Source organism: Glutamicibacter sp. FR1 (assembly GCF_047300825.1).
GTDB lineage: Bacteria > Actinomycetota > Actinomycetes > Actinomycetales > Micrococcaceae > Glutamicibacter > Glutamicibacter nicotianae.
In genome coordinates this window covers 2,348,390-2,370,780 of record NZ_CP178602.1, presented here as the reverse complement: position 1 = coordinate 2,370,780, position 22,391 = coordinate 2,348,390, and the positions used below count along the sequence as shown (strand labels likewise).

At 61.8% G+C, this 22,391-nt stretch carries 20 protein-coding genes; 14 read left to right on the top strand and 6 right to left on the bottom strand.

What is annotated here, in order from left to right; translation table 11 throughout:
- Nucleotides 1-262: 262 nt before the first annotated feature.
- Entirely contained in the window at nucleotides 263-817 is a 555-nt protein-coding gene (locus ACLQ8T_RS11410) for a hypothetical protein (protein WP_413454694.1), read from the bottom strand.
- A 232-nt stretch (nucleotides 818-1,049) separates the two neighbouring features.
- Here ACLQ8T_RS11410 and ACLQ8T_RS11405 point away from each other — a divergent pair, with 232 nt between their 5' ends.
- From ACLQ8T_RS11405 to ACLQ8T_RS11375, 7 genes are all read left to right on the top strand, one after another.
- Nucleotides 1,050-2,366: a BtrH N-terminal domain-containing protein gene (locus tag ACLQ8T_RS11405; RefSeq protein ID WP_204722589.1), complete on the top strand. Its 1,317-nt coding sequence runs from the start codon at nucleotides 1,050-1,052 to the stop codon at nucleotides 2,364-2,366.
- Nucleotides 2,367-2,540: 174 nt separating this feature from the next.
- Nucleotides 2,541-3,692 (top strand): GuaB3 family IMP dehydrogenase-related protein, encoded by a 1,152-nt coding sequence (locus tag ACLQ8T_RS11400; RefSeq protein ID WP_066140656.1) that lies wholly within the window; start codon nucleotides 2,541-2,543, stop codon nucleotides 3,690-3,692.
- Between the two features lie 174 nt (nucleotides 3,693-3,866).
- Complete coding sequence (locus ACLQ8T_RS11395) at nucleotides 3,867-4,676, top strand: SURF1 family cytochrome oxidase biogenesis protein (RefSeq protein ID WP_413454693.1); 810 nt, start codon at nucleotides 3,867-3,869, stop codon at nucleotides 4,674-4,676.
- A gap of 50 nt (nucleotides 4,677-4,726) precedes the next feature.
- Entirely contained in the window at nucleotides 4,727-5,191 is a 465-nt protein-coding gene (locus tag ACLQ8T_RS11390; protein ID WP_038990681.1) for a DUF3817 domain-containing protein, read from the top strand.
- A gap of 144 nt (nucleotides 5,192-5,335) precedes the next feature.
- A complete protein-coding gene (gene guaA / locus ACLQ8T_RS11385; RefSeq protein WP_038990680.1) occupies nucleotides 5,336-6,922 on the top strand; it encodes a glutamine-hydrolyzing GMP synthase in 1,587 nt (528 codons plus the stop codon).
- Nucleotides 6,923-7,314: 392 nt separating this feature from the next.
- Entirely contained in the window at nucleotides 7,315-11,547 is a 4,233-nt protein-coding gene (locus ACLQ8T_RS11380; protein ID WP_413456404.1) for a DNA helicase, read from the top strand.
- Nucleotides 11,544-11,861: a hypothetical protein gene (locus tag ACLQ8T_RS11375; protein WP_038990678.1), complete on the top strand. Its 318-nt coding sequence runs from the start codon at nucleotides 11,544-11,546 to the stop codon at nucleotides 11,859-11,861. The genes ACLQ8T_RS11380 and ACLQ8T_RS11375 overlap by 4 nt, the downstream gene beginning before the upstream one ends.
- A gap of 4 nt (nucleotides 11,862-11,865) precedes the next feature.
- On the opposite strand, the gene ACLQ8T_RS11370 is transcribed toward ACLQ8T_RS11375, so the two are convergent.
- Entirely contained in the window at nucleotides 11,866-12,576 is a 711-nt protein-coding gene (locus ACLQ8T_RS11370; RefSeq protein ID WP_413454692.1) for an RcpC/CpaB family pilus assembly protein, read from the bottom strand.
- A 61-nt stretch (nucleotides 12,577-12,637) separates the two neighbouring features.
- Complete coding sequence (locus ACLQ8T_RS11365; RefSeq protein ID WP_038990677.1) at nucleotides 12,638-13,252, bottom strand: 5-formyltetrahydrofolate cyclo-ligase; 615 nt, start codon at nucleotides 13,250-13,252, stop codon at nucleotides 12,638-12,640.
- Between the two features lie 85 nt (nucleotides 13,253-13,337).
- Between ACLQ8T_RS11365 and ACLQ8T_RS11360 the strand changes: the two genes are divergently transcribed.
- Both ACLQ8T_RS11360 and ACLQ8T_RS11355 read left to right on the top strand, forming a co-directional pair.
- A complete protein-coding gene (locus tag ACLQ8T_RS11360) occupies nucleotides 13,338-13,958 on the top strand; it encodes a GNAT family N-acetyltransferase (RefSeq protein WP_413454691.1) in 621 nt (206 codons plus the stop codon).
- Nucleotides 13,959-14,138: 180 nt separating this feature from the next.
- Nucleotides 14,139-14,963, top strand: a complete 825-nt coding sequence (locus tag ACLQ8T_RS11355; RefSeq protein WP_413454690.1) for a hypothetical protein — start codon at nucleotides 14,139-14,141, stop codon at nucleotides 14,961-14,963.
- A 72-nt stretch (nucleotides 14,964-15,035) separates the two neighbouring features.
- On the opposite strand, the gene ACLQ8T_RS11350 is transcribed toward ACLQ8T_RS11355, so the two are convergent.
- Complete coding sequence (locus ACLQ8T_RS11350) at nucleotides 15,036-15,542, bottom strand: Lrp/AsnC family transcriptional regulator (protein WP_038990673.1); 507 nt, start codon at nucleotides 15,540-15,542, stop codon at nucleotides 15,036-15,038.
- Nucleotides 15,543-15,654: 112 nt separating this feature from the next.
- Between ACLQ8T_RS11350 and ACLQ8T_RS11345 the strand changes: the two genes are divergently transcribed.
- The 4 genes from ACLQ8T_RS11345 to ACLQ8T_RS11330 all read left to right on the top strand — a co-directional run bounded on the left by ACLQ8T_RS11345 (nucleotide 15,655) and on the right by ACLQ8T_RS11330 (nucleotide 19,529).
- Nucleotides 15,655-16,125: an NUDIX hydrolase gene (locus ACLQ8T_RS11345; protein WP_038990672.1), complete on the top strand. Its 471-nt coding sequence runs from the start codon at nucleotides 15,655-15,657 to the stop codon at nucleotides 16,123-16,125.
- A gap of 40 nt (nucleotides 16,126-16,165) precedes the next feature.
- Nucleotides 16,166-17,071, top strand: a complete 906-nt coding sequence (locus ACLQ8T_RS11340) for a glycine betaine ABC transporter substrate-binding protein (RefSeq protein WP_190263809.1) — start codon at nucleotides 16,166-16,168, stop codon at nucleotides 17,069-17,071.
- A gap of 92 nt (nucleotides 17,072-17,163) precedes the next feature.
- Nucleotides 17,164-18,384: a pyridoxal phosphate-dependent aminotransferase gene (locus ACLQ8T_RS11335; protein ID WP_413454689.1), complete on the top strand. Its 1,221-nt coding sequence runs from the start codon at nucleotides 17,164-17,166 to the stop codon at nucleotides 18,382-18,384.
- A 281-nt stretch (nucleotides 18,385-18,665) separates the two neighbouring features.
- Nucleotides 18,666-19,529, top strand: coding sequence for a PPK2 family polyphosphate kinase (locus tag ACLQ8T_RS11330; RefSeq protein ID WP_204722580.1), 864 nt, complete (start codon nucleotides 18,666-18,668; stop codon nucleotides 19,527-19,529).
- Nucleotides 19,530-19,549: 20 nt separating this feature from the next.
- Here ACLQ8T_RS11330 and ACLQ8T_RS11325 read toward each other — a convergent pair whose 3' ends face one another.
- Entirely contained in the window at nucleotides 19,550-19,780 is a 231-nt protein-coding gene (locus ACLQ8T_RS11325; protein ID WP_204722579.1) for an exodeoxyribonuclease VII small subunit, read from the bottom strand.
- Nucleotides 19,781-19,808: 28 nt separating this feature from the next.
- Nucleotides 19,809-21,071 (bottom strand): exodeoxyribonuclease VII large subunit, encoded by a 1,263-nt coding sequence (gene xseA / locus ACLQ8T_RS11320; RefSeq protein WP_413454688.1) that lies wholly within the window; start codon nucleotides 21,069-21,071, stop codon nucleotides 19,809-19,811.
- Between the two features lie 205 nt (nucleotides 21,072-21,276).
- On the opposite strand from xseA, the gene ACLQ8T_RS11315 reads away from it, so the two are divergent.
- Nucleotides 21,277-22,368, top strand: coding sequence for a 4-hydroxy-3-methylbut-2-enyl diphosphate reductase (locus ACLQ8T_RS11315; protein ID WP_413454687.1), 1,092 nt, complete (start codon nucleotides 21,277-21,279; stop codon nucleotides 22,366-22,368).
- The last annotated feature ends 23 nt before the right edge of the window (nucleotides 22,369-22,391 follow it).

Genomic DNA, 22,391 nt, shown 5'->3' with positions numbered 1-22,391 from the left:
CTGATACGGAAACCCCACCAAGCAAAGAGTTCTGCTTGGTGGGGTTTTTCGTTGCAACTTTCGCCGGGGTTCTCACGTCAACAGCCCAGCGTAACAGTGGCAGCTAGGAGGTCGGTTGCCCAATGCCAGGAGCAATACGGTTCGCAGCGGGGCACGAGCCGAGGTGCCCACCGGCGCAACGCCGCAGGCAATACGTTCAGAAACGAATCAGGCTAGGGATGATCGTGTTTCCTAGAGGTCTGGTGGCCGATGGGGTTCGTCTTCAGCTTTCGAATGGAGGCCAATCTTCACGAGTTGCCACGTACTCGAATTCTCCATCTTGTGTAACCACTGTGACAGAGCGAAGGTTCTTGTCCTGTTCTCCGACCCGAAGCATCGTGTTGCTGCCTACATAGGCCAAATCGGACCGGGCGTCGACTTCCCACTCATAGGGTTCAAGGGTAATCAGCGATTCACCGTATTCGGGCGCTTCAAAGGGAAGCATATGCCCATGTGGATCCGTTGGGTACCACTTCAGGAAATCCGCCGGTTCATCGATGTCCATGACAACGTCCTCCCAGCCCTCATTGATTTCGTCCATCCATTGCTGCATCTTTTCATCGGCCCAGTCCTGCAGCTCTTTGTCCGAATAGTCCTCGGGGGCTTTCGAAGCCGACGGTTCTGCAAGTGCTGGCAGTTCGGATGTTTCCTGTTGCCAAGGAGCAGGCTCGACTGCAGTTGTGGAGGCCCGGACCTGCTCAAATCCGGTAGAAGTGCAAGATGCCAAAGCCAGAGCTGCGATGGCAAGCAGAGGCAAACAGGTCAGCGATTTGCGCACGGTTATCTTTCTGAAGACGAGGGGAGTGATGCTAGACGTCAGTCTAAGGGAACACAGGGACAAAGACGCCTCATCGCGATCTAGTGGACTCATGCGTGGGACTGACTTGTCCAGAAGCACAGTGCACAAGGCATCCAGTACCAGCGACCCCACGTAGAATGAAAGCTCGGCAATACCTCTCGGTGCGCGGGAACCACCCGCAAGTGAGCGAACGTCAACGAAGGACATCAATTTGGGCCAGCCAGCCAATCTGAAGAAGCAAACTCGCCAGCGAATGGAGCGCACGGGGGAGAGCTACACGACCGCGCGCAAGAACATCCTGGCCGGCAAGCCTGAAAGCCCGCGGGCAGCCCGCGCCGCGGCCGCACGCGACTACGCCAAGGAAGCACGCGAGAAGGCCAAGGCGCAAGCCAAGAAGGACAAGGAAGCTCCGGCAGCTTCGCCAGCTGACGAGTTGCCTGAATACCCGGCCCCAGAAGATGTCATCCAATACGATGCCGCGCTGTGGCACCGCGTGCTGGTTCAAGCAGGCGTCACCAACATGCGCACCGGCCAACCGCTGAGCCAGGCGCTGCTCGCCGGTCTTGCTGGCGGCATTGGCTTCATGGCCTTCACCCACGAAGGCGGCGAAGAAACCGCAGTAACCCTGGTGACCCGGCACAACCCGGAGCCGTACACCCAGAACCTGCTGGCCCGCTGCGGTGCCACGGTCACCGAACGCACCACCGGCTCAGCTGAACGCGCCGCCGAATACATGGACGCCGCCCTGGACGCAGGCCGCGCCGTCGTGGTTCGCGTGGCAATCAGCGCGCTGCCATGGATCGACGGCACCACGGTGGATGAAGCCGAGACCCTGGACCTCGCCGTGGTTGGCGAGCACAAGAAAGACCTGCTGGTCGATGACGGATCCGGTGCCCTGAACCTGATCAGCCCCAAGGAGTTGGCCATCGCCCGTGCGATGCGCAAGAAGGAAAAGCACTGGCAGGCGTGGATCCCGTCCTCGCGCTCGCCGAAGACCGAAACCCTGGCCGCCAACGCTGTGGAGGCTATCGAGGAAACCACCGCTCGCTTGCTGGGCACCAGCGAGCTGTCCGGGGTCCCGGTGCACTTCGCCAAGAATTTCGGCATTACCGGAATGCGCACCTTGGCCACGCGACTGCGCGATTCCGAGTCCAAGACCGGCTGGTCCCAGATCTTCGCAAGCCAGCAAGCGCTGGCCAATGGCCTGGACCAGCTGGCCGGGTTCTTCTCTGATACGCGCTTCAGCGGTGAAGGCGCATTGCGCGGGCTATACTCCGACTTCCTTGCCGAAGCAGCCGAACTTCCGGGTCTCTCGGCGCTGGCAGCGCACGTGGATGCGTATCAGCAGTTGTCTGCGCAGTGGGACGAATTCGCTGATCTGATCGATCCAGAGATCGAATTCTCACAGCGCGCAGAGCACTTCGCGTTACTGGCAGACGCGATAGAGCGGATTGCCGAAGCCGAGGAGCAGGCCGCGACCGCCTTGGCCGCAACAGCAAAGCAGCTGGCAGCCAAGACGGCGAAGTAAATCTGGCTCAACATTCGCCCCGGCATCCGGTGATATTGCTCACCGGTTGCCGGGGCATTGTTGTCCCGGTGCGCATCCAGCCGCCGGATGCCTCGAAGCTGCCGACGCCGCATCATCTATGGCCAGCGCACTGCCAAAAGCGGGATTATCCCGGAATCTTGGTAACCTAGTTAGGTGAGTAACGAGATTGAGATCGGCCGCGGCAAGCGGGCAACTAAGGCATATTCCCTGGACGACGTAGCGATCGTACCGAATCGCCGTACCCGTGATCCGAAGGACGTATCGGTGTCCTGGCAGATCGACGCCTTCCAGTTCGACACCCCTATCCTGGGCGCGCCAATGGATTCGGTGACCTCCCCGGCGACCGCCATTGCACTGGGCAAGCTCGGCGGCCTGGGCGTGCTGAACCTCGAGGGCCTGTGGACCCGCTACGAGAATCCGGAAGCAGTGCTGGCTGAAATCGCCGGCCTGGAATCCGAGGCGGCTACCCGCAACGACCCCAAGATCACCGCCAAGCTGCAGGAACTGTATGCGGCTCCAATCCAGCCAGAGCTGATCACCTCGCGCATCTCCGAGATCCGCGACTCGGGTGTTGTTGTTGCCGGCTCGCTGACTCCGCAGCGCACCCAAGAGCACTACAAAACCGTGGTCGCCGCTGGCGTTGACATCTTTGTCATCCGCGGCACGACAGTCTCGGCCGAGCACGTCTCGAAGACCACCGAACCGCTGAACCTGAAGCAGTTCATCTATGAACTCGACGTCCCAGTGATCGTCGGCGGCGCAGCTGGCTACACCCCGGCCATGCACCTGATGCGCACCGGCGCAGCAGGCGTGCTGGTCGGCTTCGGTGGCGGCGCATCCTCGACCACCCGCCGCACCCTGGGCATCCATGCCCCGATGGCTACAGCAATTGCCGACGTGGCAGCTGCACGCCGCGACTACATCGAAGAGTCCGGCGGACGCTACGTCCATGTCATCGCCGACGGCGGCATGGGCAACTCCGGCGACATCGTCAAGGCCATCGCCATGGGCGCCGACGCAGTGATGCTTGGTACCGCGCTGGCCCGCGCCGATGAAGCGCCAGGCGCTGGCTACCACTGGGGCATGGAAGCTGTTCACGAGGCCAGCCCACGCGGCGACCGCGCCAAGGTCGGTACCGTCGGCTCGCTGGAGAAGGTACTGCACGGCCCATCGCATGAGACCAACGGCACCTCGAATCTGGTTGGCGCGCTGCGCCGCTCGATGGCCACCACCGGCTACTCGACGCTGAAGGAATTCCAGCGCGTCGATGTCGTGCTTTCCCCGTACGAATCGGATCGCTTCTAGCGGATCTCGATCTGGCCCCGTTCTTCTGCTGAAGGGCGGGGCCAGTGCCATGTGCACGCTGGGTCTCAACGAATGGATAAGCGAGTTGGTTCCATAGGCAGAAAATAAGGCAACAGGGCTAATCTCACGCCCTTGCATTTCGAGTTCTACGCCAAATAGAAGTACCGTTAGAGTGTGCTTAAAACCGCTCTGAAGCCCAAATGGATCGCCGCCCTGCTTGCCGCGCTAGCGATCGCCACCGGATTCGTCCTGCTCTCCGGATGGCAGTTTGGCGCCTCCGAAACCGAGCCGCCGGTCAAGATCGACAAGACCGAGAAGCCGGTTGCGCTGATCGAGCATCAGGAAGTCGGCAAGGAACTGCTGGGCATCAAGGCAGACCAGATCATCACCATGGAGGGCGAATTCGTCCCCGGCACCGATCAGCTGATTTCGCCGCGGCTCAATGGGGAACAGCGCGGTGTCTGGGTGGTCACCGAGTTCAAGGTCGAGGGCGCGGACAAGGACGCCGGCATCGCCGTGGTACGCGGCTGGCAGCCTGAAGCAACCAAGCCTGCACCGGCACCGGAGGGCGAACTGGAGATCACCGGCCGCCTGCTGCCAAGCGAAGGCCCGGAATTCCGCGTGGACCTGCGCAGCCCGACGCTGCCTACGGTCGCCTCGGCGCAGCTGGCGAACATCTGGGATTCGATCCTCTATGAAGGATTCGTCTCGGCCCACGAAATCGCCACGGCCAAGGGCGAGGCCGCAACGCAGGCGGGCCTGGAGCTCGTCTATGTCGGCCCGCAGCCCCAAGAAGGCCAGATCAACTGGCTGAACGTCTTCTATGGCCTGGAATGGGTCCTCTTCGCAGGCTTCGCCATCTTCCTCTGGTACCGCATGGTGCGCGATGACTACCAGCGAGACCTTGACGAGATTGCTGAGCGCGCCGCCGAAGCACATCACAAGGGTGGCAATGCCACCCAGGCTGACAACAGCAACGAATAGCATTTCACGCACACCGCACTTCTTACCGAAATCGGAAGGAACCACCAACGATGTCCAGCACCACCCCGGCACCGAAGCCCCGGAAATTCGGCGGCACACCTAAGCAGATCCGTGCAGCCGCGAACTTCTACAAGGTCTTCGCCTACGTCACCGGCGTGATGCTGCTGCTGCTCGTGCTGGAAATGATTTTCAAGTACTTCTGGTCCTTGGAACTGTTCGTGGGCGGCACCCTGGTGGATGGCACCGCCAACGCCATCGGCATGTACAACCGCGCCGAGGTAGCTGGGGGACTGAACCTCTCGCTGGGCATCCTGATTGCGCACGGCTGGCTCTACGTGGTGTACCTGTTTGCAGACTTCCGCCTGTGGTCGCTAATGCGCTGGCCGTTCATGCGCTTCATTACGATTGCGCTTGGCGGCGTGGTTCCGTTCCTGTCCTTCTGGACCGAAGCCAAGGTGCACGCTGAAGTTGATCGCGAGCTGGCGGCCCATCCGAAGGCGGCCAAGCGCTACTGACACAGCAGCGCATTGCATTGCAAGGGCGGATCGGTTCATCCAAGATGAATCGATCCGCCCTTGCTTTTGCCAAAAATGCACTTGGTGACGCTGATGACATCACCTTGGCTGTTTCGCGCGCAGTGAACCGCGTAGACTGTAACGGTGACTACTGCTCCCCTCAACCCAGAACATAAGCCGGTTCTGGTCGTCGACTACGGGGCCCAATACGCGCAGCTTATCGCTCGCCGCGTACGCGAGGCCCGTGTGTACTCGGAGATCGTTCCGCACACCCTGTCCACCGAAGCCATCCTGGCCAAGAACCCTGCTGCGATCATCCTTTCCGGTGGTCCTTCCAGCGTCTATGCCGATGGCGCCCCATCCGTAGGGGCCGACCTGTTCGAGGCCGGCGTACCGGTCCTAGGCATCTGCTACGGCTTCCAGGCCATGGCCAACGCCCTGGGCGGCACCGTGGCCGAGACCGGCCTGCGCGAGTACGGCCGCACCGCAACCACCTTCGAGGGCGAAGCCCGCTCCATCCTGGCAGGCGCCGCACAGGCCCCTACCGTCTGGATGAGCCACGGCGACGCCGTCTCCCAGGCGCCGGAAGGCTTCGAGGTCCTGGCCACCACCGCTGGTGCTCCAGTGGCGGCGTTCGCCAACGAAGCCAAGCGCCTGTACGGCGTGCAGTGGCACCCGGAGGTGAAGCACTGCGAGTACGGCCAGGACGTCCTGGAGAACTTCCTGTACAACGGTGCCGGCCTGAAGGGCGACTGGACCGCCGACAACATCGCTGACGAGCAGATCGAGCGCATCCGCGCCCAGGTCGGCACCGGCAAGGCCATCTGCGGCCTGTCCGGCGGCGTGGACTCCGCTGTGGCAGCTGCCCTGGTGCAGCGCGCCATCGGCGACCAGCTCACCTGCGTGTTCGTGAACCACGGCCTGCTGCGCGAAGGCGAAGCCGAGCAGGTTGAGAAGGACTTCGTCGCTTCCACCGGCGCCAAGCTGTACATTGCCGACGAGCGCGAGCGCTTCCTGACCGCTCTGGACGGTGTCACCGACCCGGAGACCAAGCGCAAGATCATCGGCCGCGAATTCATTCGCGCGTTCGAAGCAGCCGAAGCTGCGATCATCGCCGAGGCCGCTTCCGAGGGCGAGCCGGTGAAGTTCCTGGTCCAGGGCACCCTGTACCCGGACATCGTCGAGTCCGGCGGCGGCGAAGGCACCTCCAACATCAAGAGCCACCACAACGTGGGCGGCCTGCCAGAGGATCTGCAGTTCGAACTCGTCGAGCCGCTGCGCACCCTGTTCAAGGACGAAGTGCGCGCCGTGGGCCGCGAGCTGGGCTTGCCTGAGGAAATCGTTGGCCGCCAGCCGTTCCCCGGCCCGGGCCTGGGCATCCGCATCATCGGTGCGGTCAACGAGGAGCGCCTGACCATCCTGCGCAAGGCCGACGCGATTGCCCGCGCCGAGCTGACCGCCGCAGGCTTGGACGACGAGGTCTGGCAGATGCCGGTAGTGCTGCTCGCCGACGTGCGCTCGGTAGGCGTGCAGGGCGATCACCGCACCTACGGCCACCCGATCGTGCTGCGTCCGGTATCCTCCGAGGACGCCATGACTGCCGACTGGTCGCACCTGCCATACGATCTGCTCTCGAAGATCTCCAACCGCATCACCAATGAGGTCGATGGGGTGAACCGCGTGGTGCTGGACGTCACCTCCAAGCCACCAGGAACCATCGAGTGGGAGTAATCCCGTAGCCTGGAATTCCCCTGCCTGCTGCCGCGCTTGCGGCAACAGGCAGGGGATTTTTTGTGTTCTGGCGCGCGGGACCCTCTTGAGTGTCAAAGCAGCGTCGCGAAGCGGACGTCGCAGGTGGAAGGTGGCCGCAAGCGCATCATGGCCCATGGGCAGGGGATCGTGCACGAGAGCGCGGGCCACACGCCACGGCTTCATGAAATCGCGCATCCAATATCCGCAGTTTGCTTAGCGAGGCCCATAAGCGAACACCGCGAGCATGAGCTTGCGCATCCCGCGGTTAAAACGTGTTTCGCGCACCGGTTCTGCACGGTCGGTGCACTACGTTAGAAAGAGGCGTATCTGCATCTGTGTTGCGCCCGAATGTGGTCGGTTCAGTGAAGGGAATGACTGTCGTGACTAGTGGACAGAATGCTGCCGCCGAGCGTGTAGCTGCCTGGGTCAAATCGCTGGGGCAGAGTGCCGGGGCGGATACGACATTGCGGTTTGCTCCGTCGACCTCCAATAGCATCGACATAACCCATGCCAATCCATCGGGTTTGGCCCAGTTCCTTGCCGGACGGCGCACCCGCCTGTCCACCCTGCTGCATGATGCGGACCAGTACGCCACTGCGCGCCGCACCGCCCGTGCGCTGTCGGCCAAGATCAGCGAACTGTGGGAAGAACGCGGCATCGACGTCGGCTACCTGGCCGCCGGTGTCGCCAACTGGCGTGCCGTCCATGATGGCAAGAGCGAGCCGGTTTCCGCCCCCATCATGCTCGGACGCATCACGCTGACCAAGCACGTGGATGCCGACGACTACGACCTGCAGCTCGTCGGGCGCGCAACCGTGTCCCCGGCCTTCGTGCGCCAGTTCGAAGCCGACCACAACGCCAAGGTCGACGTCGACGCCGTTGACGCCGCCGCCTATTCCATCGCCCGCTTTGATCCGGTCCGGGGCATGGATGCCCTGCGCCACCAGATGGCCGAGGTCCCCGGCGTAGTCGTGGGCCACCGCCTGTTGCTCTCCACCTTCTCCGAACTGATGGACCCGGCAGACCCGGCCAAGCTCAACGGCTCCCACCCGGTCATCGAGGCCCTGATTCGTTATGACACCGTGGAAAAGCAGGCAGGGAACAGCCAAAGCAGCAAGACCTCGGAGGCGCTGGCCAACCTGGTGGCTTCCAAGCCGGGCGCCGCCAAGCCCGAGGATTCGAAGGCCGAAGCATCGAAGCCCGAGGACGCCACCGAGGATCCTGCTGCAAAGAAGCAGGATGAGCAGGCTGCCGCCCAGGCTGCCGAGGCCAAGGGCAATGAAGGCTCCGGTTCGAGGCTGAGCCGCGTGAAGAACATCCTCAAGGAAAGCGCGCGCTCGCGGAAGCAGGGCGCAGTCTCCGAGGAATCGTCGGCCCGCAAGGTCCACACCGGCACCACTACCATTGCCAAGTCTTCTGATGACCGTGATCCGGAAGACGAGCTGTTCCTGCTGGACGCCGATGAATCCCAGTCCAAGATGCTCGACTACATCGCCGCCGGCGAATCGGTGGCCATCAATGCCGCCGCCGGCACCGGTGCCACCCAAACCGCCTTGAACGCCGCAGCGTTGCTGGCAGCCCAGGGCAAGCGTGTGCTGGTCGTTGCCGAACAGCGTTCAGCTGCCGAAGAGTTCGTGACTCGTTTCAACGAGCAGCTGGATGCCGGCAGCATGCTGCTGGAACCGAACGAGGATCCAGAAGCGCTGCGCGCCATGCTGACCAAGGCGATCCTGCGCAATGAACGCGCCGCCGAGCCGCAGCTGGGCTCCATGTTCACGCGCCTGCGCGAAGCCCGCCATGCGCTGCACGAGCATGTGAAGTCGCTGCACTCGGTCCGCAGCCGCTGGGGCTGCTCGCCATACCAGGCGATGCAGGAGCTGGCACGCCTCTCCGCACTGGAACCAGCGCCATCCACCACCGTGCGCCTGAAACGTTCGGTGCTCGATTCCATGGGCCAGCGCGGACATGTCGCCGCGCAGCTCAAGCGCGCCGCCCAGCTCGGCGCCTTCTCCAAGGTGCACACCACCAGCCCTTGGCACGGTGCACCGCTGCGCAACACCGAAGCCACCGAGAAGGCCCTGAACCTGGCCAGCGGGCTGGGCCGCGACCTGCCGATCCTGCATGATCACATGCTGCAGATTGCCGAGCGTTCGCAGATCCGGCTGGAAGAAAGCTACGACAAGTGGGGAGACCAGCTGCAGCTGCTGGTCGCCGTCCGCGGTTCGCTGGACAAATTCGAAGCCGATATCTTCGAGGGCGATATCGACGATTTGATCGCCGCCACCGCAACCAGCGCATGGCGCCGTGAACACGGTGTCGAGATGGGCTCGATTGTCCGTTCCCGGCTGCGCAAGATCGCCAAGGAATACGTCCGTCCAGGCATGCACGTCGCCGATCTGCAGTCCGCGCTGCAAGCCGTATCGGTCCAGCGCGATGCGTGGCGTGCCATCGCCACGAGCCAGCGCAACCCCCAGGTCCCGGGAGGACTGCTGGATGTCGAGGCCGGCTACCATGACGCCGGTGCCCGCATCGACAAGCTGGCCGAAATGCTGCCATCCTCCCTGGGTTCGCGCCTGCGCGAAATGCCGATCAAGGAACTGCTCTCGGTGATCGCCTCGCTGGTTGAACGCCGCGAGGACCTGGGAGAGCTGCCCGAACGCACGCTGATCTCCGAGCAGCTGGCCGAAGCCGGTCTCGGCGACTTGCTCGATGACTTCGCCGAACGCGAGATCGATGCCGACCAGGTAGACAGCGAATTGGAACTTGCCTGGTGGCAGTCAGTGCTGGACGCCATGATCTCAGGCGATGACTTCCTTGCCATGAACGACGGATCCAAGCTGGAGAAGATCGAAGCGGACTACCGGCTGGCTGACGGTGCGCATATCGCCGCCGGACCGCAGCGCATCCGCTGGGCGCTGGCCCGGAACTGGAAGGCCGCGCTGGCTGACCACCGTGCCGGCTCGCGCGCGCTGCGCGAGATGCTCAAGGGCGGAACCCCGAGCATTGCAGGGCTGCTGGATCTTGGCGCGCCGCTGGCCAATTCGCTGACCCCGGTCATCGTTTCGGCTCCGCTGCTGCTGGGCAGCGCCCTACCGGAGGACACGAAGTTCGATGCCGTCATCCTGCTTGATGCCAACTACCTGACCCTGCGGGAAGTCCTGGATGCGATCCGCCGCTCCGAGCAGGTCATTGCCATCGGCGATGAAATGCTCGGTGGCCCGAAGCGCTTCGAAGTCTCCGTGGACCCCACCGCCCGTGTTCGCGAGCAGGGCGTGGACCGTTCCGCGCTGGAAGCGTTGAACAAGGTGCTGGTCACCGGTTCGCTGTCCACCGTGTACCGCGGAATCGACGAAGGCCTGGTGGAACAGCTGTCCACCACCTACTACGACGCTGCGCTCTCGCGCCTGCCAATGGCGGTGAACCTCACCGGCAACTCGTCGCTGCTGCGCGGCGAATATGTCCCGGATGCCACCGGATCGCTGTCCAGCAGCGAAGACGGCGTGCAGACCACCGCCGCTGAAGTGGCGCGGGTAGTGGATCTGGTCTTCGAGCATTTCAAGAACCACGGCGGAGAATCGCTGGCGGTCATTGCCTCGAACCGCAGCCATGCCTCGGCCATCGCCGAAGCGATCCGTGTCCAGCTGCCAAACCACAAGTACGCGATGGAGCACCTGCGCTCCAAGCGCGAACCGTTCGTGGTGACCACCATGGACCGGCTGATCGGCCTGCGCCGGGATTCGGTGATCTTCGCCTGGGGCTACGGACGTACCCCGCACGGCAAGACGCTGCACGAATTCGGCGCCTTGTCCCGCGAGGGCGGCGAGCAGCTGTTCGTCGCCGCGATGACCCGATCGCGCACCCGCATGACCCTGGTTTCCAGTCTGCTGCCGGAAGACGTCGACCTGAACCGCGTCTACCGCGGAGCCCGCCAGTTCTTCGAGCTGTTCGGACGCGTGCAGGCCGGGGATTCCGGAGTCAGCTCGATGCGCAACCCGCGCTTCGACCCATTGGTCTCGGATCTTGCCCGCCGCTTGCGCGAATGCGGTGCGATCGTTTCCGAGGACTACCGTGGCGTGCTGGATTTGTCGGCACATGCCTACGACTCGGCGCACACCGGCATCCGCCCGCTGGCCGTGGTCTACGACGGCACCGAGCACTATGCGGGCCTGACCGTGCGTGAGCGCAGCCGCCTGCGCCCGGAATTCTTCGAGAAGCACGGTTGGCGTTATGTTCCGCTGTGGACCATCGATGTCTTCACCGACCCGGGTGCTGTCGCCGATCGCCTGGCCCATGCCCTGGGCCTGAAAAAGACGACGGCTGCTGAACAGCCATCGGCCCGCAGCGGCATGGCCGCCGCACGACCAGTCTCGGCCCGTGAAGTCACCACCGAGCCGGAGGCGCCGAAGGAAAAATCGAAACTGCTGAAGTCCACCAAGACGCGCCAGGAACCCACGGCAGAGAGCAAGCAGGAAGCAGCGGTTGCTGACAGCGAGGCCAAGGCTGGAACCGAGTCGCCTGCCAAGGACGATGCAGGCAAGCCGGTGACCCCAGCACCTGTGCCAGCCACCAGCAAGATCGATGAATCGGAACCGAAGAAGCCATGACTTCTGAGCAAGAACCAACGCGCGGCCGCCGCAAGCGGCCGCGCGTTGTGGCACCGCCGCAGCATTTGGCTGCACGTGTCGAACTGACCGGCAGCTACACACCGGTGCCCCATTCAGAATCCGTCAACCGTGCGCTGGCGGGCCCGCAGGGTGCCGGTGCGCCCGAGAACACGATGGCGGCAGCAGCCAAGAAGCGCACCACCGATCCGCTGGCTGATTTGCTCGCCAAGGACCAGGACCCGCGAAATTGGGGCGACTCCAAGGAAGATCTTGCTGAAACGATGAAGCGCGAGAAGCCGCCGCACTGGGGCTGAACGCCTAATTCACCAAGACGGCTGAAACCTTGCCGCGCGATACCGCCCCTGCCAGATCATCCGAGAGGCTGTTGGCCGCCGCAACCACGACAATCCCCTCGCCGGTCGGGGCAGCGCTGCTGAGCATGCCGAATTCAGAACCAGTGACATTATCCGGAACCCAGAGCACCGGCACCGCTTTGGCGATGGTTTGCGAGCTGATTTCCTTCTCAAAACCGTCGCCGGTGGTTAATACAATATCCACCAATTGCCCTGGATGCAGCAGCGTCACCGTGGCCGGGTCGCTCAGACGCAGCGGAACTGCGACGGTACCTTCCGGTGATCCGTGCAGAAGCTGCGGTCCCACCAGCGAATAGTCGCGCAGCACCGTTCCTGCACGCAGGGCCACGGCCGCGCGTTGCCCTGCTACGGCCTCAATGCCTTCAAAGACCTCGGCATCATGCGGGTCGAGCCGCACAGTTTGCACCTGCAGCTGGTTGGCGGATATCCGGGAACCGGCAGGAATGTCGCTGAGCGCCACTACGACCTCGCGTTGGGCCAATTGCCCGGAAGAAAATACATTGAGCATGCCTGCCAAGGCGAGCAACGCGCAGGCAATGGCCAATGGCTTTCGATAGCGGCGCAACAGCTCATTGCGATTACGGACCGGCCTGATTTTCGGCTTGGGAATCACCGGAGGACGGGGCGCGGCTTGGGTCCTGGAGAAGTAGCTCATATCCCCATGCAACCCGCCAGCACTGGAAACCGTGGCCCGCCGCCCGCGAGCTGTGGGTAAATCAGATGATCTGATGCACCTGCTGTGGCGTGAACACCAAGTCCACCGGCTGGTCATGTTCGTCGATCCGGAAAGCACCGGGTGGAACATACTCATGCTCGTACACCACCGCAGCTACCCGTACCGGGGCGTCTTCGATCAACGGCAGGAAGCGATCGTAATAGCCACCGCCCTGGCCCAGGCGCAATCCGTCCTCGTCGATGGAAAGGGCTGGCATGATCAATGTATTGATCTCGTCGAAGAGTTCCGTGCCGATCCGTTCGCCCACAGGTTCCATCACCGGGGCCAAAGCGCTCGGCGCGAATTCCATGCCGGGGGTGTACTCGACCCATGACAGCGCATAATCCGGTTCGCACACCGGCAGATAGACGTCAATGCCCTCATTGACCAGTGCATCCAACAACGCCTCGGTTGGCGGTTCATCCGGACCGGAGCAGTAGGCCGCGACCTTCTGGACGACTCCGGTGCTTTGGCTCAGGTAGCCGATCACAGTGCGGGCCAGATCCTGGCCGAGCTGCTCGCGCTGGATGGGATCAAGCGCCCTGCGCCAACTGCGGACGGCGGCACGTGCGGCCTTCTTGTCGGATCCAGGATGCTGGTCAGCGGTGAGGTTCATGCCTACAGCTTACGCGTACGCAATGAATCACTGCCCGCTGGTGCCGTTGCCGGCTGCGGGCATGACGAAGTAATACGATGTGCACATGTTCATCTCTCGTCGGGCAAAGCACCTGGTTCCGGATCTGGCCTCGGAACGGCTTCTGCTGCGCCAGCTGACCGCGCGGGATGAGGCCGAGTGGATCAATCTGCGCTATGCCAATGCCAAATGGCTCAAGCCGTGGGATCCCACGAGTCCCTTGGGCCCGCCGGAATCCATGACCTTTCGGGAGATGCTCAGGGCAAGGGACGAATCGGCAATTGACGGAAGCGGATACTCCTGGGCACTGGCCCTTCCCCAGCTGCATAGGGGGCGCCCGCCACTGATCGGTCAGGTTTCCGTGTCTTCCGTGCAATACGGGGCCGCACGCACAGCGTCTATCGGTTATTGGATTGACCGCAATCATGCCGGGTTCGGCCTGATGCCGGAAGCCTGCGCCTTGGTCATCGACCACTGCTTCGAGCAGTTGCAGCTGCACCGCATGGAAATCAATATCCGTCCGGAGAATGCCGCCAGCCTTCGCGTTGTGGACAAGCTCGGTTTCCGCGATGAGGGCCTGCGCGTGGGTTATCTGCACATCGACGGGCAGTGGCGGGATCACCGCACCTTCGCGTTGACCCGCGAAGAGCTGAAAACTCCGATGCTCGAACGCATCTACGAATACTGACCCGGATTCCGTGCTATTTCGATCAATCAAGCTCTGATATGAGCGAACCGGATCGAAAACATGCGGACACGCCTAGGGATGTGCGTGAGCGCGCACCCAAGGTTGCATAGTGTTGATTTGACGGAACCATATTTGGTTCCACAAGGATTTGACCGAATCAATCGGTGATGGAGGACCCACATGGCTGGCACGTCACAGAGCGCTCCGCAGGAAAGTGCTGCGACCAAACTCAAGATTCGTGTGCGCTATGGCCGGTTGTCCGTCGCACTCGTTGGTGCCTTGGCAGTCATCGCGACCGTTGTCGGTCTCATCCTGGCTCCGTTCACGGCCCTGACCTTTGGTGCCGTCGGCTTGTTCGCGCTGGTTGCCGTCGCTTCCTTCGCCACCCTGCGCGGCCTGGCTGTGCGCGACCGCAACCGCAAGCTGCTTGAGCACCTCGAAGCCACCCGGCAGAAGGCGCTGCAGACCCCGGCCTTCGACGACGCCGCCAATCAGGTCGTCTCGCGCAAGCATGAAAAGGACGAGGTCTTTGACGCCCGACCAGGTTCTTCCCGCCGTGCTCCAGCAATTACCGCTGAAGAGCTGCGTGCCGAAGCGCTGCGCGTGGCGCACGGCCACGGCGGCGTGAAGCAGCCAGAGACATGGGAGCCAACGCGTGTCCCGAAGCCTACCTATGTGGAAGCCACTGAGCGGATTGCCAAAACTGCGGAAAAAGCAGCTGAGCAGGGTGCACATCGTACCCACAAGCCTGCGCTTCCAGTCCAGCAGCAGTTGCGCCCGAGCAAGCAGATCAGCCTGAAGGCATCGGAGGACGCCAAGCGCCTGGCTGCCGAGGTATCAGCTGAAGAGCGCGCAGCAGTTCCATCGGTTGCTGCCAAGCGTTCCGAGAGCGCTCCGGCAGACAAGGAAGCCGTTGCTCCGGCGCCAGAAGCCGCGCCGGCAGTTTCCGCAGCTTCCAAGCCTCGGCTGAACCTCGATGCGGTCATGCAGCGCCGTCGCGCATAGGACATCCAAGCTCAACGACGTGTGGCCCGGACCCTTTTCCCAAGGTCCGGGCCACACGTCTATGAATTGCTGTCAGCTGATCATGTCGTCGAATGGCAGCGGTCCGCGATTGCCGCGGTGATGAGCGAAGACCAAGGTGGTTTCGGTATGGCCCACCGACTCATCGGTCGCCAGGTTATCCAGCACCCAATCCCGCAGCGCATCGGTGGAGCCAACCGCGATATGCAGCAGGTAGTCGGTGCCGCCGGATACATGGAACATGGAGAGGACCTCAGGCAGCTGCGGAATGCGTGCCACGAACGCATCGATTTTCTCGCGATCGTGCGCCCGCAGCTTGACCGAGATCAATGCCTGCACGGTACGGCCGACAGCTGCCAATGACACCTCGGCGTGGTAGCCGGTGAGGATGCCGCGTTCGACCAGGGAACGGGTACGCAGCAGCGCAGTGGATGGTGCGATGCCGGCACGCTGTGCGAGGGTCGCGTTGGAGATACGCGCATTCGCGACCAATTCGTCGATGATGATTCGATCGATTTCGTCCAGATCGACGTTTGATGAAAGCTCTGATTGCTGGGCCATAATAATATTTCATCATATTCGCAAGGCATCAGCGGGATCTTTGAGGTAAAAATCGGAGTATCCCGTCCGCGTACGAACAAATAATCGGTGAACAAACGGATATATTGGGGATATGACACGTCGTTCTGAGCACACCGGTGAATCCTTCGATACCAGGCTGGCAGCCTATTGCTTGGTGGAACACGAAGGAAAGGTACTGCTTACGCTCTGGGATATGCGTCATCGCGATCCGCGCTTCACGCCGCGCTGGTCCCTTCCAGGTGGCGGTATCGACTTGGGGGAGCCTATCGAGGAAGGCGCCCGCCGTGAGGTCTATGAAGAGACCGGCTACGCCGTAGACGCATTGGAGCTCCTGGATGTCACCACGGGAGTTATTCCCGGTTCGAAACGCTACTCGGGCGAAGGCCACGCCATGCAAACGGTGGCCGTCACCTATCGCGCCAGGCTGACCGGTGGCGAATTGCGCCATGAAGTCAACGGCTCGACCAGCCAGGCGGCCTGGTTCACGCGCGAGGAGATTGCCAAGCTGAACTGCATTGAACGCGTCGAGAGCATTTTGCGACTGACCGCACCCGGCAAGTAGCAACGGATCGCAGGCGACCTGCCCTAGAATCAATAGGGACATGAACTTGCGAAATTCCATCACCGTCGGCACGCTCAGCGCAGCACTGCTGCTCACCCTGTCTGCGTGCACTGAAGACGAAACCCCAACAACAGAGCCGAGCAAGGAGATCACCTTGCGGATTGCTGCCGGCACCCAGCCGGCTGACCAGGCCCTGGCTCATGTCTACGCCAACGCCCTGAAAGCCGAAGGCTATAAGGCATCGCTGAACGAGCCAGCGGCGAATCCCTACCAGCAGGTTGTTGATGGAAAAGCCGACCTGGCGTTGGACCAAGCGGCCAAAGCACTGTCCCTCGCTGCTGATCCGGCAGCTATCACCGGCGAAGACCAGCTGCTCAGCGCCGAGGAATCCCAAAGCCTGCGCAGTGCCATCAATGACGCTGAGGGTAAAGTGACTGCTTTGGAGCTCAGCCCTGCTGATGCCGGCAAGATCCTGGTCATGAGCCAAGCTCAGGCAACCCTGCACAAGGTCGATTCCGTAGAAACCCTGATTGCTGCCTGCGCTGATCTGACGATCATCAGCGATGAAGCCAGCTCCGAATCCTTGAAAACTGCATTGAAGGATGCGGGCTGCGAGAAGCCAAAAGTCGTAGAAGAACAGACCGCGAAATTGGCAGGCAAGCTGCGCACTTCGGTGGACAGCGCGGTGGTGCTGAGCGCCGGAAACGCAGTCATCTCGGATGAGGGCTTCTACAGCATTCCCGGAAGCGCAAGCTTCTTCAACGCGGAGAATTACATGCTGCTGGCCGATGACGACGTGGATGACAAAGCTCGGGCGCAGTTGGACAGCATCACCGGTGAATTCTCGCAACAGTCGCTCGTTGACCTGAATCGGATGGTCAGCCAAGAAGACGGCCTGAGCCCGGAACAAGCGGCCGCCCGTTGGGAATGGATCATCGAAGAGTAGGCCCTAGCCAGCGCTCCCAAGATTTCGGCCGCTGACCATAGCGGTCGAGTAATAAGGTGTGTGGATCGCACCTGACGTGAGAAAGTGTAATCATGGCAGAATTCAAGCAATCAACGAAACTGCACAATGTCCTCTACGATATCCGTGGCCCGCTGTTGGAGCATGCCACGCGCATGGAGTCCGAAGGACACCGCATCCTGAAGCTGAACATCGGCAATCCCGCGCCGTTCGGCTTCGAGGCGCCTGATGCGGTGCTCGTTGACATGATTCGCAACCTGCCTAATGCCCAGGGCTACTCGGATTCCCGGGGTATTCTCTCGGCACGCACCGCCGTCTCCCAGTACTACCAGACCCGTGGCATCCAGACCATTGGCGTGGATGACGTTTACCTGGGCAATGGCGTGTCCGAGCTGATCACTCTCTCGCTGAACGCGCTGCTGAACAACGGCGACGAGATCCTGATTCCAGCCCCCGACTACCCGCTGTGGACCGCATCGGTTTCGCTGGCTGGTGGCACCCCGGTGCACTACCTGAATACCGAAGAAGAAGGGTGGCTTCCAGATCTTGAAGATATGGAAGCGAAGATCACCGATCGCACCAAGGGCATCGTGATCATCAACCCGAATAACCCCACCGGTGCGGTGTACCCGAAGGAAACCCTGGAGGGCATTCTCGAACTGGCGCGCAAGCATGGGTTGATCGTGTTCTCTGACGAGATCTACGAAAAGATCCTCTATGACGATGCAGTGCACATCAATACCGCTTCGTTGGCAGATGACGTGCTGATCCTGACCTTCTCCGGCCTGTCCAAGGCCTACCGCGTGTGCGGCTTCCGTGCGGGCTGGATGGCGATCTCCGGGCCCAAGCACCAAGCCGGGGATTACATCGAAGGCATCAATCTGCTGACCAACATGCGACTGTGCGCCAACGTGCCGGCGCAGCACGCAATCCAAACCGCCTTGGGCGGCTACCAGTCGATCAACGACTTGATCCTGCCTGGCGGACGCCTGCTCGAACAGCGCGACGCGGCCTACAACTTGCTGACCGCCATTCCCGGCGTGAGCGTGCAAAAGGCCAAGGGCGCGCTGTACATGTTCCCGAAGCTCGACCCCGAGGTCTACCCGATCCACAATGACGAGACCTTCGCGTTGGAACTGCTCAAGGCCCAGAAGATCCTGATTTCCCAGGGCACCGCCTTCAATTGGGTCCGTCCAGACCATTTCCGTCTGGTCACCTTGCCCAATGTGCGGGATTTGACCGACGCGGTAGGACGCATCGGACAGTTCCTGGCGGACTGGCGCGCCCGCGCCTAAGCCACACGCTGCTTTGCCGGCCCGGAATCAATAGGTTAATTCCGGGCCGGTTTTGTGTTGAAAGACCAGTAATATTCCAGCGGTGTTGGAGTGCTACTAGGCCGAGATCCACCTAGACAGCTCCATAACGATCCGTGGTTCTGAAGACGCGAATTCCTTAGGGAACAACAAGTACGATTCTTCCTGCGCAGCAGTGCGAGCCCTCTTCTCAGGGGTTAGTTGGGACAGTAGGCTGACAACTACGTAGAGCATGACCTTGAACAACGCTTGAGGAGTTTTTGATGAGCGCTTATCCTGCCAGCCTGATCCAAGCGCTGCGTGCTGAGCCAGGGCTGAAACTCTCTGAACGGGCAACCAAGAACCCTGCCTGGTGGCCCAAGGATGCGCCCGGCGATAAGAACGCGGCCGAGAAGCGCCTGGAAGAATTGGCGCCGTTGCTTTCAGATCTGCAAGAACGGCTTTTCGCCGCATCAGTTTCCGGAGGCCAAGCCCCGGCGGTCCTGCTGATATTGCAGGGAATGGATACCGCCGGAAAGGGCGGCATTGTCCGCCACGTGCTGGGCATGCTGGATCCGCAGGGCGTGGAGCACCATGCTTTCAAAGCTCCGACTAAAGAAGAAGCCGCCCATGATTTCCTCTGGCGCATCACCAAGGAATTGCCGGCCGGGGGACTGGTGGGTGTCTTTGACCGTTCGCACTACGAAGATGTGCTGGTCGCCAAGGTCAAGGGCTTCGCGTCTCCAGAGGTCATTGAATCCAGATACGGGAAGATTGTCGACTTTGAAAAACAGCTGATTGAGCAGAACATCCACCCCATCAAAGTGATGCTGCATATCAGCCGCGAAGAGCAGTACGAACGCCTCTCAGAGCGGTTGGAACGTGCCGACAAGCACTGGAAATACTCTCCCGGGGATGTGGATGACCGTCTGTTGTGGGACGGCTACCAGTCAGCCTATGAGACCGCGATCAACCGTACCGACAACCAGAGCGCACCGTGGAATATCGTTCCGGCGGATCAGAAATGGAAGGCGCGGTTGTGCGTTGCCGAATTGCTGTTGGCCACCCTAGAACGCATCGCTCCCCAGTGGCCCGAGGCAGCCTTTGATGTAGTGAAAGAGAAAGCGCGGCTGGAGGCTGCGAAATAGCTCGCAGCCAAGTGCAATGGCTACTGGTCTGAGGCCTCGTTGTGATTGGCGCGGGCCTGCTCCAGGCGCTGGGAGACTCCGTTGAGCCAGTTCTCGCAGTGCGCTGCCAGCGCTTCGCCGCGTTCCCATAGGGCCAGCGAGGCTTCCAAGGCCACGCCGCCGGTTTCCAGCTGGTTCACTACGGTCAGCAGTTCTTCACGAGCCTGTTCGTAGGAAAGCTTGGCAATATCTTCAGGGATCTGTGCAGTCATGATTACTCCAGGTCAGTGATCGGCGTGCTTAGTTGGCGGTCTCGCCAGCGGGAATTGATTCAAGGGTCTGTGCAACCAGCTGGCCGGAGGCCACACGGATGAACAGCTTGCTCTCAGCTGGAGCTTGGGCGGCTTCACGCACAATGCTTCCGTCTTCAAGCTGGGTCACCGAGTATCCGCGGTCCAAGGTTTGCTGCGGGGACAGTGCGCGCATCTGATTCTTCAGATGACTGATTTCGTCACTGGCGCGCGTCACCCGGTGACGCAGCAAATCGGTGGAACGCTGCTTCCAGCGTTCCAGATCTTCGGCACGGCTGGTGACCATCACCTGCGGATTGGACAGCACCGGGCGCTCGCGTACCGAGGCGAGCAGCTGGGCCTCGCGCTGGAGCAAATTGTTGATGGAGCGGTCCAACCGGTTCCGCGCCATCTCCAGTCCAGCGAATTCCTCATTCAGATCTGGGACGATTCGCTTGGCTGCGTCGGTCGGTGTTGAAGCACGCAGATCAGCTACGTCATCCAAGATGGGGCGGTCCGCCTCGTGGCCAATGGCCGAGACCACCGGGGTCGAGGCGGCAAAGACCGCGCGGACCAGATCTTCATTGGAAAACGGCAGCAGATCCTCTAGGGCACCACCACCACGCGCGATCACAATGACATCGATTTCCGGATCCGCATCCAGCTTTTGCAGGGCGGCGATCACTTGATTAGCAGCATCCATGCCCTGTACTGCTGTATTGATGACTTTGAATTGCACCGATGGCCAGCGCAGCGTCGCGTTGCGCAGCACGTCCTTTTCGGCATCCGAATCACGTCCGGTGATCAGGCCGATGCGGTGGGGCAGGATCGGCAACGGGCGCTTGCGCTCGGGGGAGAAGAGACCTTCTGCCCCCAGCACCTGGCGCAGGCGTTCGAGGCGTACCAGAAGCTCGCCTAGGCCAACTGGGCGCAGGTCACTTGCATTCAAGGACAATCTGCCGGTCTTGGCGTAGAAACTCGGCTTGACCTGGGCCACCACCCGCGAGCCGACCTGCGGGGTAGAATCCAGCTTTCGCATGGACGAGGCCCAGATGGTGACCGAGAAAGAGAAATCCGCATCCACATCGCGCAGGGTGAGATAGGCATGCCCATTACGCACATTGGCTTCGAGCAGCTGGCCTTCGACCCAAACCACGGGTGAGTTCTCAATGTGGATTTTCAGCTTCTCGGAAAGCAAACGCAACGGCCAAGGATTATCCGCGGTGGTCTGCCCGGCGGTCGCCGGCAAACTGGCAGGGGAGTTCGAATCCATTCGCCGCTCCTTAGAAGCTGGTTGATACGCGACGTTGTGCATCTCGCGCACTTGTGACGCTACACCAACAAACGGACAGAATCAGGTATTTTTCTTCGCTTCAGCTCCAAGGAAACCTACTCAGAGGTAGAACTCACAGCGAATAGGGCGTGCTTCAGCTCATATGAGCATGCGCTAACTTGCATGCACTTCGTAGACTAGAGGTATGGCTACTTCCACTTCTACTACGGTCTCGCTGTCAATGCCTCGGATCCCGCGGGTGCGCCGCACCCCGGCCGAAATTGCAGCCGCCTCTCCGACGGTCACCGAGCGCAAGGTTCTGCTGGCCGCTCCTCGCGGCTACTGTGCAGGCGTGGACCGGGCAGTGGTTGCCGTTGAAAAGGCATTGGAGCACTACGGCCCTCCGGTTTACGTGCGCAAGCAGATCGTGCACAACCTGCACGTGGTTTCCGAACTGGAGTCCCGCGGCGCAATCTTCGTCGAGGAGAACGAGGAAGTGCCCGAAGGGGCACTGGTGGTCTTCTCCGCCCATGGTGTTTCCCCGGCAGTGGTGCAGTCCGCCGCGGACCGCAACCTGCAGACAATTGACGCCACCTGCCCGCTGGTCACCAAGGTGCACCGCGAGGCCGTGCGCTTTGCCAAGAACGACTACGAGATCCTGCTCATCGGCCACGAAGGCCATGAGGAGGTCGAAGGCACCTACGGCGAGGCTCCGGAAGTCACCACCATCGTGAACAACCCCGAGGAAGCCGACACCGTCCAGGTGAAGAACCCGGACAAGCTGATCTGGCTCTCGCAGACCACGCTGAGCGTGGAAGAGACCATGGAGACCGTGCGCCGATTGCGCGAGCGCTTCCCGAACCTGCAGGATCCGCCCAGCGACGACATCTGCTACGCCACCACCAACCGCCAGGCAGCGATCAAGAACATCGCGCCGCAGTCGGATCTGGTGATCGTGGTCGGTTCGGCGAACTCCTCGAACTCGGTGCGCCTGGTCGAGGTGGCGCTGGACCACGGTGCCAAGGCCGCCTACCGGGTGGACTTCGCCAATGAGGTGGACGAGGCTTGGTTCGAGGGCGTCTCCACCGTCGGCGTGACTTCCGGCGCCTCGGTGCCCGAGGTGCTGGTCCGCGAGGTCGTGGCGCTGCTGGCGGAGTACGGCTTCACCGACGTTTCCGAGGTCACCGCCGCGCAGGAAGACATCATCTTCTCGCTGCCCAAGGAAATCCGCGGCAAGCTCAAGGAAGCCGGGGACGAGGATCGTGCCCTGGGCGGCCACGCTCGCCCGCAGGCCTGACTTCACCCTAAGAATTCAAGCGC